Source organism: Chelatococcus sp. GCM10030263 (assembly GCF_042666455.1).
Classification (GTDB): Bacteria; Pseudomonadota; Alphaproteobacteria; order Rhizobiales; family Beijerinckiaceae; genus Chelatococcus.
On the sequence record NZ_JBHTDB010000009.1, the window covers coordinates 224,849 to 238,964 of the forward strand.

12 protein-coding genes are annotated in these 14,116 nt (G+C 67.2%); 8 read left to right on the forward strand and 4 right to left on the reverse strand.

The window, feature by feature from the left end; translation table 11 throughout:
* Positions 1-87 precede the first annotated feature (87 nt).
* Positions 88-1,104: a polyprenyl synthetase family protein gene (locus ACFQU1_RS19905; RefSeq protein WP_378135913.1), complete on the reverse strand. Its 1,017-nt coding sequence runs from the start codon at positions 1,102-1,104 to the stop codon at positions 88-90.
* Between the two features lie 174 nt (positions 1,105-1,278).
* On the opposite strand from ACFQU1_RS19905, the gene ACFQU1_RS19910 reads away from it, so the two are divergent.
* The 8 genes from ACFQU1_RS19910 to ACFQU1_RS19945 all read left to right on the forward strand — a co-directional run bounded on the left by ACFQU1_RS19910 (position 1,279) and on the right by ACFQU1_RS19945 (position 11,211).
* The gene (locus ACFQU1_RS19910; protein ID WP_378135915.1) at positions 1,279-1,503 is read left to right on the forward strand and encodes a DUF2007 domain-containing protein; all 225 of its coding nucleotides are present in this window, start codon (positions 1,279-1,281) and stop codon (positions 1,501-1,503) included.
* Entirely contained in the window at positions 1,496-2,269 is a 774-nt protein-coding gene (locus ACFQU1_RS19915; protein ID WP_378135917.1) for a tRNA1(Val) (adenine(37)-N6)-methyltransferase, read from the forward strand. Before ACFQU1_RS19910 ends, ACFQU1_RS19915 begins: the two co-directional genes overlap by 8 nt.
* A gap of 113 nt (positions 2,270-2,382) precedes the next feature.
* Entirely contained in the window at positions 2,383-3,294 is a 912-nt protein-coding gene (locus ACFQU1_RS19920; protein WP_378136785.1) for a glycine--tRNA ligase subunit alpha, read from the forward strand.
* 175 nt (positions 3,295-3,469) lie between these two features.
* Positions 3,470-3,964 carry an endonuclease domain-containing protein gene (locus ACFQU1_RS19925; RefSeq protein WP_378135919.1) on the forward strand — a complete coding sequence of 165 codons (495 nt, stop codon included), beginning with the start codon at positions 3,470-3,472 and terminating at the stop codon, positions 3,962-3,964.
* Positions 3,965-3,987: 23 nt separating this feature from the next.
* Entirely contained in the window at positions 3,988-6,516 is a 2,529-nt protein-coding gene (gene glyS / locus ACFQU1_RS19930; protein ID WP_378135921.1) for a glycine--tRNA ligase subunit beta, read from the forward strand.
* Positions 6,517-6,669: 153 nt separating this feature from the next.
* On the forward strand, positions 6,670-6,831 hold the full coding sequence (locus ACFQU1_RS19935; RefSeq protein WP_378135923.1) for a DUF3096 domain-containing protein: 162 nt from the start codon (positions 6,670-6,672) through the stop codon (positions 6,829-6,831).
* Positions 6,832-6,945: 114 nt separating this feature from the next.
* Complete coding sequence (gene ppdK, locus ACFQU1_RS19940) at positions 6,946-9,612, forward strand: pyruvate, phosphate dikinase (protein WP_378135925.1); 2,667 nt, start codon at positions 6,946-6,948, stop codon at positions 9,610-9,612.
* A 363-nt stretch (positions 9,613-9,975) separates the two neighbouring features.
* Positions 9,976-11,211, forward strand: coding sequence for a cell wall hydrolase (locus ACFQU1_RS19945; protein ID WP_378135927.1), 1,236 nt, complete (start codon positions 9,976-9,978; stop codon positions 11,209-11,211).
* 111 nt (positions 11,212-11,322) lie between these two features.
* Here the strand turns inward: ACFQU1_RS19945 and ACFQU1_RS19950 are convergent, their stop codons facing one another.
* From ACFQU1_RS19950 to ACFQU1_RS19960, 3 genes are all read right to left on the reverse strand, one after another.
* Complete coding sequence (locus ACFQU1_RS19950; protein ID WP_378135929.1) at positions 11,323-12,117, reverse strand: ABC transporter ATP-binding protein; 795 nt, start codon at positions 12,115-12,117, stop codon at positions 11,323-11,325.
* Positions 12,114-12,992, reverse strand: a complete 879-nt coding sequence (locus ACFQU1_RS19955) for an ABC transporter permease (RefSeq protein WP_378135931.1) — start codon at positions 12,990-12,992, stop codon at positions 12,114-12,116. Before ACFQU1_RS19955 ends, ACFQU1_RS19950 begins: the two co-directional genes overlap by 4 nt.
* Before the next feature lie 106 nt (positions 12,993-13,098).
* A complete protein-coding gene (locus tag ACFQU1_RS19960) occupies positions 13,099-14,043 on the reverse strand; it encodes an ABC transporter substrate-binding protein (protein WP_378136787.1) in 945 nt (314 codons plus the stop codon).
* Positions 14,044-14,116 lie beyond the last annotated feature (73 nt).

Below are 14,116 nucleotides of genomic sequence, written 5' to 3' on the forward strand. Positions count from 1 at the left end.
TTTGATCGTGCGCATGTGACGGACCGCGAAGGCCGCAGTCCGTGGTAGACGGCTGGAGCCAAACCATCCGAGCCATGCCGAAAACGGCTAATGCGCCCGGGCGATGCAGAAATCCACGGTGTCGAGCAGCGCCTTGCGCATAGGGCTGTCCTGGAAGAGTTCCAGCGCGTCGCGCGCCATCGCGCCATAGTGGCGGGCGCGCTCGATGGTGTCCTCCAGCGCCCTGTGCCGGCGCATGATGGCGATCGCCGTCTCCAGATCGCCGTCCTCCACCTGTCCCTGTTCGAGCGTACGCCGCCAGAAGCTGCGCTCCTCGCTCGTCCCGCGGCGGAAGGAGAGCACGACCGGCAGGGTGATCTTGCCCTCGCGGAAATCGTCGCCGACATTCTTGCCGAGTTGGGCCGCGGCGCCGCCATAATCGAGCGCATCGTCGACGAGCTGGAAGGCGATGCCGAGATTGGTCCCATAGCTGCGGCAGGCGGCCCGCTCGGGCTTGGGACGGTCGGCCAGGATGGGGCCAACTTCCGCTGCGGCGGCAAAGAGCGCCGCCGTCTTCGCCCTGACGACCGAAAGGTAGTCGTCTTCAGTAGTCGCCGTATTCTTGGCAGCTGCCAGTTGCCACACCTCGCCCTCGGCAATGACGGCAGCCGCATTGGCGAGCACGCCGAGCGCTTCGAGCGAGCCGACCTCGACCATCATCTTGAAAGCCTGGCCGAGCAGAAAATCACCGACGAGCACGCTCGCCTCGTTGCCCCAGAGCATGCGTGCGGCGAGCTTCCCGCGGCGCATATCGCTCTCGTCGACCACATCATCGTGAAGGAGCGTCGCGGTATGCATGAACTCGACGCTGGCCGCGAGCTTGACGTCGCCCTCGCCGTCGTAGCCGGATAAGACGGCGGTCGCCAGCGTCAGCATGGGCCGGAGTCGTTTGCCGCCGGACGAGATCAGGTGGTTCGCAACCTCGGGAATCATCGTGACGTCGGAGCCCGTGCGCGACAGGATGAGGCTGTTCACACGGTCCATGCGCTCGGCAACGAGCTCGATGAGGCCATCGATGCTACCGCGCTCCTGCGGCTTTTCCTCGAAAGGGACGACAACGCCCACGATCCCACCCTCCACCTGACATACGCCGCATAGGGCCGCGGCGCCCGTCGCGGCAGACCATGCACGCCGAGCGCCGTCATCGCAACCTCGCGCATTGCCGCAAGGCCCCCCCAACGCAGGCGAGGTGCTGCGATGCCGGCGGACTTTTCGCACGCGCCGTGGCACAAGGGTGGGATGATCGAACTGATCCGCACCAATGACATCGTGCTCCTCGGCGCCGTGGAGGCCCTGCTGCGCGGCGCCGGCTTTCAGGTCTTCGTGGCCGACGGCCATATGAGCGTTCTCGAAGGCTCGGTCGGCGCCTTGCAGCGGCGCCTGCTCGTCCGCCAGGACGAGGCGGAAGGCGCCCGCGCGCTCCTCGTCGAAGCGGGCTTCGCCGCGGAATTGCGTGATGGCTAGCGCCGTCGGTCCGGATGCATGCACCACCGATAGCCTGTTCGGCGGCCGATTGCGGCTGATCCAGCCGCGCCGTGGGCACCGCGCCGGCACCGATGCGGTGCTTCTGGCCGCGGCCGCGGGCGATGTGGGGGCGGCGCATGTGGTCGATCTCGGCGCAGGCGTCGGCACGGTCGGGCTTGCGGTGGCGCAGGCCTCACCGGCCGCCCGGGTGCGCCTCGTCGAGCGCGAGCCGGCGCTTGTGGCACTGGCTCGGGACAATGTCGCGGCGAACGGGCTCGACGGTCGGGTTGAGGTTGTGGAAGCGGACGTGCTTGCGCCGGCCGCGACACGCCGGGCAGGCGGGCTCCTGTCCCATTCGGCCGACATGGTCGTCACCAATCCGCCCTTCTTTGCGCGGGGGCGGGTCCGCGCCTCACCGGATGCCGGCCGGCGGGCGGCCCATGTGATGGACGAAGCGGCGCTCGAAGCTTGGCTGAGAACCGCCGCCGATCTCGCCGCTCCGGGCGGGCGGCTCGTCATGATCCACGAAGCGCCCGCGCTTCAGGCGATCCTCACCGGACTTGCCGGGCGCTTCGGGGCGATTGCCCTCAAGCCTGTCTATCCGCGTGCCGGGGAGCCGGCGACGCGTCTCCTCGTCGGCGGCGTCAAGGGAAGCCGCGCTCCCTTGCGCCTGCTCCACGGCCTCGTGCTGCACGAGCCGGATGGCCGCTTTACGGTCGAGGCCGAAGCGGTCCACCGTGGCGAGGCGTCGGTCGTACTCGCGTAAGCCCCACATCATGACCTGACGCTGTTGACTTGGGCTCGCCCCCGGCTAGGGTGCGCCGGCTTCGAGGCCACCGTCCAAAGATGCAAGGTTCGGCGATGAACGCGCCCGATTTCATGAATCCGACGCGCTCCTTCCAGGGGCTGATCCTCACGCTCCAGAGCTTCTGGGCGGGGCAGGGCTGCGCCATCCTGCAGCCCTACGACATGGAAGTCGGCGCCGGTACCTTCCATCCCGCAACGACCCTGCGCGCGCTCGGGCCGAGGCCCTGGAAAGCGGCCTATGTGCAGCCCTCGCGCCGGCCGAAGGACGGCCGCTACGGCGAGAACCCCAACCGCCTGCAGCACTACTACCAATTCCAGGTCATCCTGAAGCCGAACCCCCCGAACCTGCAGGAGCTCTATCTCGCCTCGCTCGAAGCCATCGGCGTCGATGCACGGCTGCACGACATCCGCTTCGTCGAGGACGACTGGGAGAGCCCGACGCTCGGCGCCTGGGGGCTCGGCTGGGAGTGCTGGTGCGACGGCATGGAGGTTTCGCAGTTCACTTATTTCCAGCAGGTGGCGGGCTTCGAATGCGCGCCGGTGGCCGGTGAACTGACATACGGGCTCGAGCGGCTCGCCATGTATGTGCAAGGCGTCGAGAACGTCTACGACCTCAATTTCAACGGCCGCAGCGGCGCCGAGAAGGTGACCTACGGCGACGTCTTCCTGCAGGCCGAGCAGGAATATTCGCGGCATAACTTCGAATATGCCGATACCGAGATGCTCTTTCGGCATTTCCGCGATGCCGAGGCCGAGTGCAAGCGGCTGCTGGAGGCCGGCGAGCCGAAGTCCGAGAGCGAGCGGCACATGCTCGCGTTGCCCGCCTATGACCAGTGCATCAAGGCGAGCCACGTCTTCAATCTGCTCGATGCGCGCGGCGTGATCTCCGTCACCGAACGGCAGAGCTACATCCTGCGCGTCCGCGATCTCGCCAAGGCCTGTGGCGCGGCCTGGCTCAAGACCGAAGCGGGTGGGGCGGCATGATGGCATCGCCGCTCCCCCACTCCTTACCCCTCCCCACAAGGGGGAGGGGCGACTGCAGCGCTGCGATCAATCCCGCTCACGGCGATAGCGAACCGCTGGACCCTATGTCGTTGAAACTCGACGCGCACTGCGCCCCTCCCCCTTGTGGGGAGGGGTAAGGAGTGGGGGAGCGGCGATGCCCAAACACTCGACCCCGAAAGAGGCCCTCGCATCGTCGCGCGAACGCGCGCGGCGGCTGCGCCGTGAGCAGACCGATGCGGAACGGGAGCTCTGGTGGCATTTGCGCCGCAAGATGCCGCTCATCGGCACGCATTTCCGGCGGCAGGTGGTGATCGGCCCCTATATCGCGGATTTCGCCTCGCATCGCCTGGGGCTCGTCGTCGAGCTCGACGGCAGCCAGCATGCGGAGGCCGATCACGCCCGGCGCGATGCGCTCCGCACCCGGGTGATCGAAAGCCACGGCTATCGCGTGCTGCGCTTCTGGAACGCCGATGTCCTATCCCACCCTGACAGCGTGCTGGAGACGATCCGCGCCGCTGTCGACAAGACTGACCCACCCCCACCCCTTACCCCTCCCCACGGAAATCGGGTTTACCCGATTTCCGCATGTCAAAAGGGCAACTCGGATGAATCCGAGTTGCCGGGGGGAGGGGCAACTGACAAGCGCTGAGCCATAAAGAAGCGCAGGATCCCATGCCCGATTTCCTTCTCGAACTCCTGTCCGAAGAAATCCCCGCCCGCATGCAGCGCCGGGCGGCGGAGGATCTGAAGAAGCGCGTCACCGATGCGCTCGTCGAGCGCGGGCTCCTTTATGAGGGCGCGCAGGGCTTTGCCACGCCGCGCCGGCTGGCGCTCCACATCGTCGGTCTGCCGGCCAAGCAGCCGGACGTGAAGGAGGAGCGCAAGGGCCCGCGCGTCGGCGCGCCGGAGCAGGCCCTCCAGGGCTTCCTGAAGAGCGCCGGGCTCACCTCCATCGACCAGGCCAAGATCGTCAGCGACGGCAAGAAGGGCGAGTTCTACGTCGCGGTCACCGAGCGGCCGGGACGCGAGACGCCGGAGGTGCTCGCCGAGATCCTGCCGGAGATTATCCGCGGCTTTCCCTGGCCGAAGTCCATGCGCTGGGGCGCGGCCTCCGCTGAGCCCGGCTCGCTCCGCTGGGTGCGCCCGCTCCAGTCGATTCTCGCCACCTTCGGCCCGGAGACCGAGGCGCCCGAGGTCGTCCGTTTCGAGGTCGACGGCATCGCGAGCTCCGATGTCACCCGCGGTCATCGCTTCATGGCCGGACCCGAGCCGATCCTGGTGCGTCGCTTCGACGACTATGTCGCGGCGCTCGAACGCGCCAAGGTCGTGCTCGACCTCGACGAGCGCAAGCGCCGCATCCTGAACGAGGCCAAGAACCTCGCCTTCGCCCAGGGGCTGGAAGTCGTCGAGGACGAGGGGCTGCTCGAAGAGGTCGCCGGGCTCGTCGAATGGCCTGTCGTGCTCGTCGGCACCTTCGAGGAAGCCTTTTTGGATATCCCGCCGGAGGTGATCCGCGCCACGATCCGCGCCAATCAGAAGTGCTTCGTGCTGAAGACCCTCCCCGCAGGGGGGAGGGGCGAAACCCTCGCCAACAAATTCATCCTCGTCGCCAATATCGAGGCGACGGACGGCGGCGCGGCCATCGCTGCCGGCAATGCCCGCGTCGTGCGCGCCCGGCTCTCCGACGCCAAGTTCTTCTGGGAGACGGACAAGAGGCCGCTGCCGGACGCTGCGACTTATGCCGCCGAGGCGGAGCGGCTCGGGCTCGATCTCGCCAAGCCCCTCGACCAGCGCATGGCGAAGCTCGCCCATCTCGGCGTGATCTTCCACGAGAAGCTTGGCACCCAGGGCGAGCGCGTGGAGCGCATCGTGGCGCTTGCCCGCGAGCTCGCGCCCGTCGTCGGCGCAGACGTCGTCAAGGTCGAGCGCGCCGCGCGCCTCGCCAAGGCCGATCTCGTCACGGAGATGGTCGGCGAGTTTCCGGAGCTGCAGGGCCTGATGGGCCGCTACTATGCCGAGGCCCAGGGCGAAGACCCGAGCGTCGCCGCGGCGATCGAGGATCACTACAAGCCGCAGGGCCCGTCCGACCGGGTGCCGACCGACCCGGTCGCCGTCGCCGTGGCGCTCGCCGATAAGCTCGACACCCTCGTCGGCTTCTGGGCGATCGACGAGAAGCCGACGGGGAGCAAGGATCCCTATGCGCTGAGAAGAGCGGCGCTGGGGGTAATCCGAATTCTGCTCGAGAGGAGCATTCGTGCTTCTCTTCCCGGAATTTTTGAGACGGCGCTTCGAATCGGACTGACCGGTCGCGGTGAGGTGCGAGGAGTTGTTCCGGACATCGATTTGGTTGCTGAAGCGTACTATGGCGATACTACTCTAATAGCTACTTCGGTGGGGCGCCGGTCCTCTGAAGAAGAAGCGCGTGGCGAACTTCAGAGTTACCTTGAAGAACACATTAAATGGGTCGTCGAGCGGGAGACAGAGGAGAATTTCAAGTTCTCTATTGACCGTTTAAAAGTCTATCTCCGCGAGAAGGGCGCGCGGCATGATCTCATCGACGCCGTGCTGGCCTTGGGCGCGACGCGGTCTTCCTCCCCCCTTGCGGGGGAGGTGGCTGCGCAGCGGCCGGAGGGGGGTGGTTCAAACCGAGGCGCTACCCCTGAGGCACCCCCACCCCTTACCCCTCCCCGCAAGGGGGAGGGGAGCGGTGGCCGTCAAGCCTCTCGATCGGGGGAGGGGAGCGGAAGTGGCGTGCAAGGCAGCATCCAAGACGACCTCCTCATGATCGTCCGGCGCGTGGAGGCGCTCGGGCGGTTCCTCGACACCGAAGACGGAAAGAATCTGCTCGCCGCAACCAAGCGTGCCGCCAATATCCTGCGGATCGAGGAGAAGAAGGACGGCCGCGCTTATGATGCGCCGCCTGACGCTGCGCTCATCCTCAACGCGGGTGAGGAGGAGGAGCGGGCGCTCATCGAGGCGCTGCGGGTGGCCGAGGAGGGGGCGCGTGCCGCGGTCGCCGAGGAGGATTTCGAGGGTGCCATGCGCGCCTTGAGCCGCCTGCGCAACCCGGTCGACCAGTTCTTCGACAAGGTCACCGTCAATGCCGATGATCCCGCGCTCCGCGAGAACCGGCTGAAGCTGTTGAATGCCATCCGCGCGGCAACGCGGACGGTGGCGGATTTCTCGCAAATCGCCGGATAGGGGTGGCATGGCGCGCATAAAGGCGCGCCGCCGCGCTCATTTCGTCTCAAATCGAGCGAAACTTAATCCTTCCTCGGCACGTTATTGTCGAGCTCGCGTCAGGCGCCGTGGCGGCGCCGGCCCGCGGGCTCGCTGCCCGCGAAGGAGCCTTGCATGGACGTCAATCTCATCGTCATTCAGCCGCTGGTCGCTTTGATCGCCGGCATTCTGATCCTGATCTTTCCGCGCCTGCTGAACATCGTGGTAGCGCTCTATCTTATTTTCATCGGCATCGTCGGCCTGTTCGGCGACCGCATCGGCCCGCTTCTCCAATGAGGCCCATTCCGGGCCGTTGCGTCCTCTGCGACGGCCCGGCATTGTCTTTTCGGCGAAGATGCGCCAAGCGTCATCAGCCGTTCGGTAGCTGTGAGTGAGAGGCGGACGATAACGATGGCGAAATGGGTTTACACCTTCGGTGACGGCAAGGCCGAGGGCGAGGCGGGCATGAAGAACCTGCTCGGCGGCAAGGGCGCCAACCTCGCGGAAATGTCCAATCTGGGCCTGCCGGTGCCCCCCGGCTTCACCATCACCACCGAGGTCTGCACCTATTTCTACGAGAACAAGAAAAGCTATCCGCCCGATTTCGCCGACCAGGTCAGTGCCGCGCTCGCCCATATCGGCGGGCTGACAGGCAAGACCTTCGGCGACCAGGCCAATCCGCTCCTCGTCTCCGTGCGCTCCGGCGCCCGCGCCTCCATGCCCGGCATGATGGACACGGTGCTCAATCTCGGCCTCAACGACACGACCGTCGAGGCCGTTGCCCGGTCGGCGGGCGATGCGCGCTTCGCCTGGGACAGCTACCGCCGCTTCATCACCATGTATTCCGACGTGGTGCTCGGCGTTGCCCATCATCACTTCGAGGAGGCGCTGGAAGCCTATAAGGAGCGCAAGGGCCTCGACCTCGATACCGACCTTTCCGCCGACGATTGGCGCGTGCTCGTTTCGCGCTACAAGGAGATCGTCCAGAAGGAGTTGGGAAAACCCTTCCCGCAGGATCCGCAGGAGCAGCTCTGGGGGGCGGTCGGCGCCGTCTTCGGCTCCTGGATGAATGCCCGCGCCATCAAATACCGTGAGCTGCACGGCATCCCCGCAAGCTGGGGCACGGCCGTCAACGTGCAGTCCATGGTCTTCGGCAATATGGGCGATACTTCCGCCACGGGCGTTGCCTTCACGCGCAATCCCTCGACCGGCGAGAGGGCGCTCTACGGCGAGTTCCTCATCAATGCCCAGGGCGAGGATGTGGTCGCCGGCATTCGCACCCCGCAGGACATCACGGAGGCCGCGCGCATCGCGTCCGGCTCCACCAAGCCCTCGCTCGAGAAGGAGATGCCCGAGGCCTATGCCGAGCTCGTGCGTATCTACGGCCTGCTCGAGAAGCATTACCGCGACATGCAGGATCTCGAATTCACCATCGAGAACGGCAAGTTGTGGATGCTGCAGACGCGTAACGGCAAGCGCACGGCCAAGGCCGCGCTCCGCATCGCGGTGGAGCTCGCGGCCGAAGGGGTGATCAGCGAGGAAGAGGCGGTGATGCGCGTCGAGCCCGCCGCGCTCGACCAGTTGCTGCACCCGACCATCGATCCGAAGGCCGAGCGCAAGCTCATCGCCTCCGGCCTCCCGGCCTCGCCCGGCGCGGCGTCCGGTGAGATCGTCTTCACGTCGGAGGAGGCGGAGGAGGCCAAGAAGGCCGGCCGCAAGGTCATTCTCGTGCGCGTCGAAACGAGCCCCGAGGATATCCACGGCATGCATGCCGCCGAAGGCATCCTGACGACCCGCGGCGGCATGACGTCCCATGCCGCGGTCGTGGCGCGCGGCATGGGCAAGCCCTGCGTGTCGGGCGCCGGCAGCCTGCGCGTCGACCACGCCGCGGGCACGATGTCGGCGGCGGGCGTCACGCTGAAGCGCGGCGAGGTCATCACCATCGACGGCGGCACCGGCCAGGTGCTCGCCGGCCGCGTCAAGATGCTGGAGCCGGAGCTCTCCGGCGAATTTGCCACCCTCATGGGCTGGGCCGACAAGGTGCGGCGCATGAAGGTGCGCGCCAATGCCGAGACGCCGCTCGATGCGCGCACCGCCCGCACCTTCGGCGCCGAGGGCATCGGGCTCTGCCGCACGGAGCACATGTTCTTCAACGGCGAGCGCATCCTCGCCGTGCGCGAGATGATCCTCGCCGACGATGAGGTCGGCCGCCGAGCGGCGCTCGCCAAGCTCCTGCCCATGCAGCGGGCCGATTTCGTCGAGCTCTTCACGATCATGCAGGGGCTGCCGGTGACGATCCGCCTGCTCGACCCGCCGCTGCACGAGTTCCTGCCGCGCACCGAGGAGGAGATCGCCGAAGTGGCGGCGGCGACCGGCACCAGCTCCGCCAAACTCAAGGCGCGTGCGCATGAGCTGCACGAGTTCAACCCTATGCTCGGCTTCCGCGGCGTGCGCTTGGCGGTGGCTTTCCCGGAAATCGCCGAGATGCAGGCGCGTGCCATCTTCGAGGCGGCCGTCGAGGCGGCCAAGACGAGCGGCGAGCCCGTGACGCCGGAAGTCATGGTGCCGCTCGTCATGACCAAGGCCGAGCTCGACATGACCAAGGCGCGCATCGTCGCCATGGCCGAGGCGGTCGCGACCGAGACCGGCACGAAAGTCGAGTACCAGGTGGGCACGATGATCGAGCTGCCGCGAGCGGCGCTCAAAGCCGGCGAGATCGCCGAGACGGCGGAGTTCTTCTCCTTCGGCACGAACGACCTCACCCAGACCACCCTCGGCATCTCGCGCGACGATGCCGCTTCCTTCCTCGGCACCTATACGGCCAAGGGCATCCTGCTGGCCGATCCCTTCGTCACCATCGATGTGGACGGCGTGGGCGAGCTCGTGCAGCTCGCTGTCGAGCGCGGCCGGGCGACGCGTGCCGGCATCAAGCTCGGCATTTGCGGCGAGCATGGCGGCGACCCCGCCTCTATCGCCTTCTGCGAGACGGCCGGGCTCGACTACGTCTCCTGCTCGCCCTATCGCGTGCCGATAGCCCGCCTCGCCGCGGCGCAGGCAGCCCTCAGCGCGAAGAGGTGAGGGAAGTCACCCTCTCGCAACTGCGACGCAGTCATCCCGGAAGCCGCGCAGCGGCTGTCCGGGATCCAGAGTCGATGCCGTGAAGCATTAAGCGAGGGTCTGCCGGCATTGCCGTTCTCGACCTTCATCGATTCTGGGTCCCGGACACCTCACTTCATTCGGTTCCGGGACGAACCCCTGCGCACGCCTTTGCAGCCCGCCCTTAACGCTCTTTCAACGTTACCCGGCGATAAAGGTATCCGAGGGATAGTGCTGCTTTCCTGTCACCGTTTGGCAACAACCGGAGGGCAGGTAGAGTACTACCGGGTGTAACTCGGACATAGTTGTGCCGGTATGCGTCTGCGTTTGCGTCGTCGATCCTTTTTGCCGTCGAATGTGACCTGGGCCTGCGCCACGGTCGCCCCGTGGATATTGGCAGGCGGCGTGCTCGTCTCTTTCACGGCGAGTGCGGGCCAGAGCCCGAATGCCGAGATCGGGATTTCGCCGCTGCGAGCGGCGCTCATCGACCAGTCCGCTGTGATCGTACCCGATGCCCGGCCGCGTCTCGTCGTGCCGATGATCGTGCCGCCCGGTATACGTCAGGCCGCGCTGCAGACGGCGAGCTTGTCCTTCGAGGCGCCCAAGGAACTCGTGCCGAGAGAGCCCGAAGCGCCGTTGAAGGACGAGCTGAAGCCGGCGCATGGCAGCTATCCGGCCATCGACCGCAGCAGCAAGGGCGATCCCCTCATTGCGCTGCGTCCGAGCCTCAGCCGCCGGGGTCTCGAATTGCCCCATGGGGCGCAGGTCGCCTTCAATGTGGTCTTTGCCCAGAGCGAGCGCGTCCTGCCACAGACGATCTTCATGCCGGGATCGGTCGAAATCCCGGCGCCGGACGCCATGCACGCCTTCGAGCCGCTGACGCCGGAGGATCTGACCTTGACCGAGCAGGCGACAGCGCCGCGATCGCCGGAAGCGCTCGCCAGCGTCGGCACGGCGGCGGTTGCCGACGACGGCTCGACGCCCGCCGCACCGCGTGCCGTCGCGCTGGCCTCGACGACGCCGGCGCCGGCCGATGCTGTTCCCATGGAGATAGCCGCCGCTCCCGTCTCGCTGCTGGGCATCCCCGAACATGGTGCGCAGGAGGGCGTATCGAGCGTCGCCAAATCGGAACTCTCGCGTCCCGATTACGCGAGCCTCGTCGAGGCAGACCGCGTCGGCAGCGAGGAGCGTTGCCTTGCCGAGGCCGTCTATTTCGAGGCGCGCAGCGAATCCGAGGATGGGCAGGCGGCCGTCGCGCAGGTCGTGCTGAACCGCGTGAAGAGCGGTCTTTATCCCTCGACGATCTGCGGCGTCGTGTTCCAGAACCGCAACCGCTACAAGGCCTGCCAGTTCTCCTTCGCCTGCGAGGGCCGCTCGCTGCGCATCACCGAGCAGCCCGCCTGGGACCGCGCCCGGCGGATCGCCGACCAGGTGCTTAACGGGAAGATCTATCTGTCGGAAGTCGGCGGCGCGACGCATTATCACGCGAACTACGTGCGGCCCTTTTGGGCAAAGCGCCTGAAGAAGATGGACGTCATCGGCCGGCACATCTTCTACAAGCTTCGGCCCGGGCAGACGTGATCCGATAATCACCGCCGTCATCCTGGAACCGAGCGGAGCGAGGTGTCCGGGATCCAGAACCATTACGGTGCCACGAGAAAGCCGTCCGGCTCGGCTGTCCCACCTGTCGGGTCAGCCGGTGAGGAGCCGATCCTCCGTGAGGTCTTCGTTGCGGACGCGGCGGAAAGCGGCGAGGAGGTCCTCGACGCCGAGGCGCGCCCGTTCGGGTCCGGCGACATCGAACACGATGGCGCCCTCGTGCAGCATCAGCGTGCGCGAACCGATGTCGAGCGCCTGGCGCATGGAATGGGTCACCATGAGCACGGTCAGGCCGAAGCGGTCGGCGAGCTTGCGGGTGAGATCCATGACGAATTCGGCATTGCGCGGGTCGAGTGCCGCCGTGTGCTCGTCGAGGAGCAGAATGCTCGACGGGGCGAGCGTCGCCATCACCAGGGCGAGCGACTGGCGCTGCCCGCCGGAGAGGCTGCCCATCGGCTGATCGAGCCGCGCCTCGAGCCCGAGGCCGAGCTCGCTCACGCGATCACGCATCTGCGCCAGCCGGTCGCGCCGCAGCGCCGAGGCCAGTCCCCGCCGCCGGCCGCGCGCCATGGCGAGGGCCAGATTGTCGGCGATCGAGAGCTCGCTGCAGCTTCCGGCGAGCGGATCCTGGAACACGCGCGCCACATAGCGGGCGCGTGCTTCCGCCGGCATGGAGGTGACGTCGTGGCCGTCGAGCAGAATGCGTCCACGGCTTGCCGCCACATCGCCGGCAATGGCGCCCAGCAGCGTCGACTTTCCGGCCCCGTTCGAGCCGATCACCGCGATGAACTCGCCCTTCTCCAGGCGCAGTGACAGGCCGTTGAGCGCGCGCCGCTCGATAGGCGTGCCGCGGTTGAAGACGACGGAGAGATCCTCGATCGCGATCACGCGAAGACCTTTCGCCGAAGGCGCGGCAGCACCAGCGCAGCGAGCACCAGCAAGGCCGTCGCGAGGTTGAGATCGGAGGCCTGCAAGCCGAGCACATCCGCCGAGAGCGCGGCCTGCACGGCGATGCGGTAGATCACGGAGCCGAGCACGCAGGCGGCGAGGATCACCGGGATGCGCCGCGACGGCACCAGCGTTTCACCGACGATCACCGCTGCGAGGCCGACGACGATGGTGCCGACGCCGGCGGTCACGTCCGCAAAGCCGTTCGTCTGTGCAAAAAGGGCGCCGGCGAGACCGACGAGCCCGTTCGACAGCATCACGCCGGCGATCACCTGGGTGCCGGTCGCCACGCCTTGCGCCCGCGCCATCCGCGCGTTGGCGCCGGTCGCGCGCATGGCAAGCCCCGCCTCGCTGGTGAGGAAGACCGCAAGGGCGGCCCCCACGGCCACGACGATGGCAAGCACGGCGAGGAGGCGCACCGTCTCATCCTCCAGCCCATGACCATAGAAGGGAGTGAGGATCGTGTTCTCGCCGAGGATCGCGATGTTCGGCCGCCCCATCACGCGCAGGTTGACCGAGAACAGCGCGATCATGGTGAGGATCGAGGCGAGCAGATGCAGGACCCCGAAACGCACCGAGACGAAAGCGGTGACGAAGCCGGCCATCGCGCCCGCCAGGAAGGCGGCGAGCGTAGCGCTCCAGGGGTCGATCCCGCCGACGATCAGCGTCGCCGTTACGGCGGCGCCGAGCGGGAAGGAGCCGTCAACCGTCAGGTCCGGGAAATCGAGCACCCGGAAGGACAGGAAGACGCCGAGGGCAACGAGCGCATAGATGAGCCCGAGCTCGACGGCGCCGAGAAAAGCGAACATCGACATGGAGCCGAGACATAGAGCCTTTTCTCGGCCCAGGAAAGCGCAGGGCCTGCTCCCATTCGCGCCCGACGGGCATGATCGTGCCTCACTCCGCCCGCACCATGGGGGATCAGTCGACCACCTTGGAGGCGCGCTTCAGCACGGCTTGGGGCAAGGTGACACCGATCGCCTGCGCCGTCGCGCGGTTGACCGCGAGGTCGCTGCCCGCCGCGAAGACCACCGGAATGTCGCTCGGCTTCTCGCCCTTGAGGATCCGCGCGACGACCCCCGCGGTTTCGAGGCCGACCTGGTGGTAGTTGAAGCCGACCGCGGCGAGGGCGCCGCGCGGCACGCTGTCCGTATCGGCTGCGTAGAGCGGCAGCTTTGCTCCATTGGCGACGCTGACCACGCCCTCGAAGGCCGAGACGATCGTATTGTCCGTGGGCACGAAGAGCGCATCCACCCGGCCGACGAGCCCGCGCGCGGTCGTCTGCACGTCGGCCGATTTGGTCGCCGGCCCCTCGACGACCGTGATGCCCTTGGCCGCGGCCGCTTCCCGGATCGCGGCGAGCGAGGCGACGGAATTCGACTCGCCCGGATTGTAGAGCACGCCGAGGCGCTTCACGTCTGGCGTGAGCTCCGTCACCAGCGCGATCTGATCGGTGACGGGCGAGCGGTCCGATACGCCGGTCACGTTGCCGCCGGGCTTCTGCACATCGGCCACCAGCTTGGAGCCGAGGGGATCGGTCACCGCGCTGAAGACGATCGGAATGTCCTTCGTGGCCGATGCTGCGGCTTGGGCCGAGGGCGTGGAGATGGCGACGATCACCGAGGGCTTGCGGCCCACGAACTGGCGCGCGATCTGCACGGCGGTCGCCGCCTGGCCCTGGGCGCTCTCGTAGGTGAAGTCGGCGTTGATGCCGGCTTTGGCGAGCCCCTCTTTCACCCCGTCGCGAACCGCATTGAGCGCGGGGTGATCGACGATGGCGGTGATGGCGACGCTCGGCGTCTCCGCCTGCGCCGTCGTCAGTCCCGCGATGAGCACCGCTGCAGCAGCGACAATTCCTTTGCGCATGGTCACGTTCTACCTCCCCCGTACGGCTGATGCCGTTTTGGCCGGATTACATCGGCACGACAATATGGCACCG

What these genes read in the sequence shown, in the direction of transcription:
- ACFQU1_RS19910 (WP_378135915.1), top strand. Translation starts at nt 1,279, where the DNA reads ATGATCGAACTGATCCGCACCAATGACATCGTGCTCCTCGGCGCCGTG.
- ACFQU1_RS19915 (WP_378135917.1), top strand. Translation starts at nt 1,496, where the DNA reads ATGGCTAGCGCCGTCGGTCCGGATGCATGCACCACCGATAGCCTGTTC.
- ACFQU1_RS19920 (WP_378136785.1), top strand. Translation starts at nt 2,383, where the DNA reads ATGAATCCGACGCGCTCCTTCCAGGGGCTGATCCTCACGCTCCAGAGC.
- ACFQU1_RS19925 (WP_378135919.1), top strand. Translation starts at nt 3,470, where the DNA reads ATGCCCAAACACTCGACCCCGAAAGAGGCCCTCGCATCGTCGCGCGAA.
- glyS (WP_378135921.1), top strand. Translation starts at nt 3,988, where the DNA reads ATGCCCGATTTCCTTCTCGAACTCCTGTCCGAAGAAATCCCCGCCCGC.
- ACFQU1_RS19935 (WP_378135923.1), top strand. Translation starts at nt 6,670, where the DNA reads ATGGACGTCAATCTCATCGTCATTCAGCCGCTGGTCGCTTTGATCGCC.
- ppdK (WP_378135925.1), top strand. Translation starts at nt 6,946, where the DNA reads ATGGCGAAATGGGTTTACACCTTCGGTGACGGCAAGGCCGAGGGCGAG.
- ACFQU1_RS19955 (WP_378135931.1), bottom strand. Translation starts at nt 12,992, where the DNA reads ATGTCGATGTTCGCTTTTCTCGGCGCCGTCGAGCTCGGGCTCATCTAT.
- ACFQU1_RS19960 (WP_378136787.1), bottom strand. Translation starts at nt 14,043, where the DNA reads ATGCGCAAAGGAATTGTCGCTGCTGCAGCGGTGCTCATCGCGGGACTG.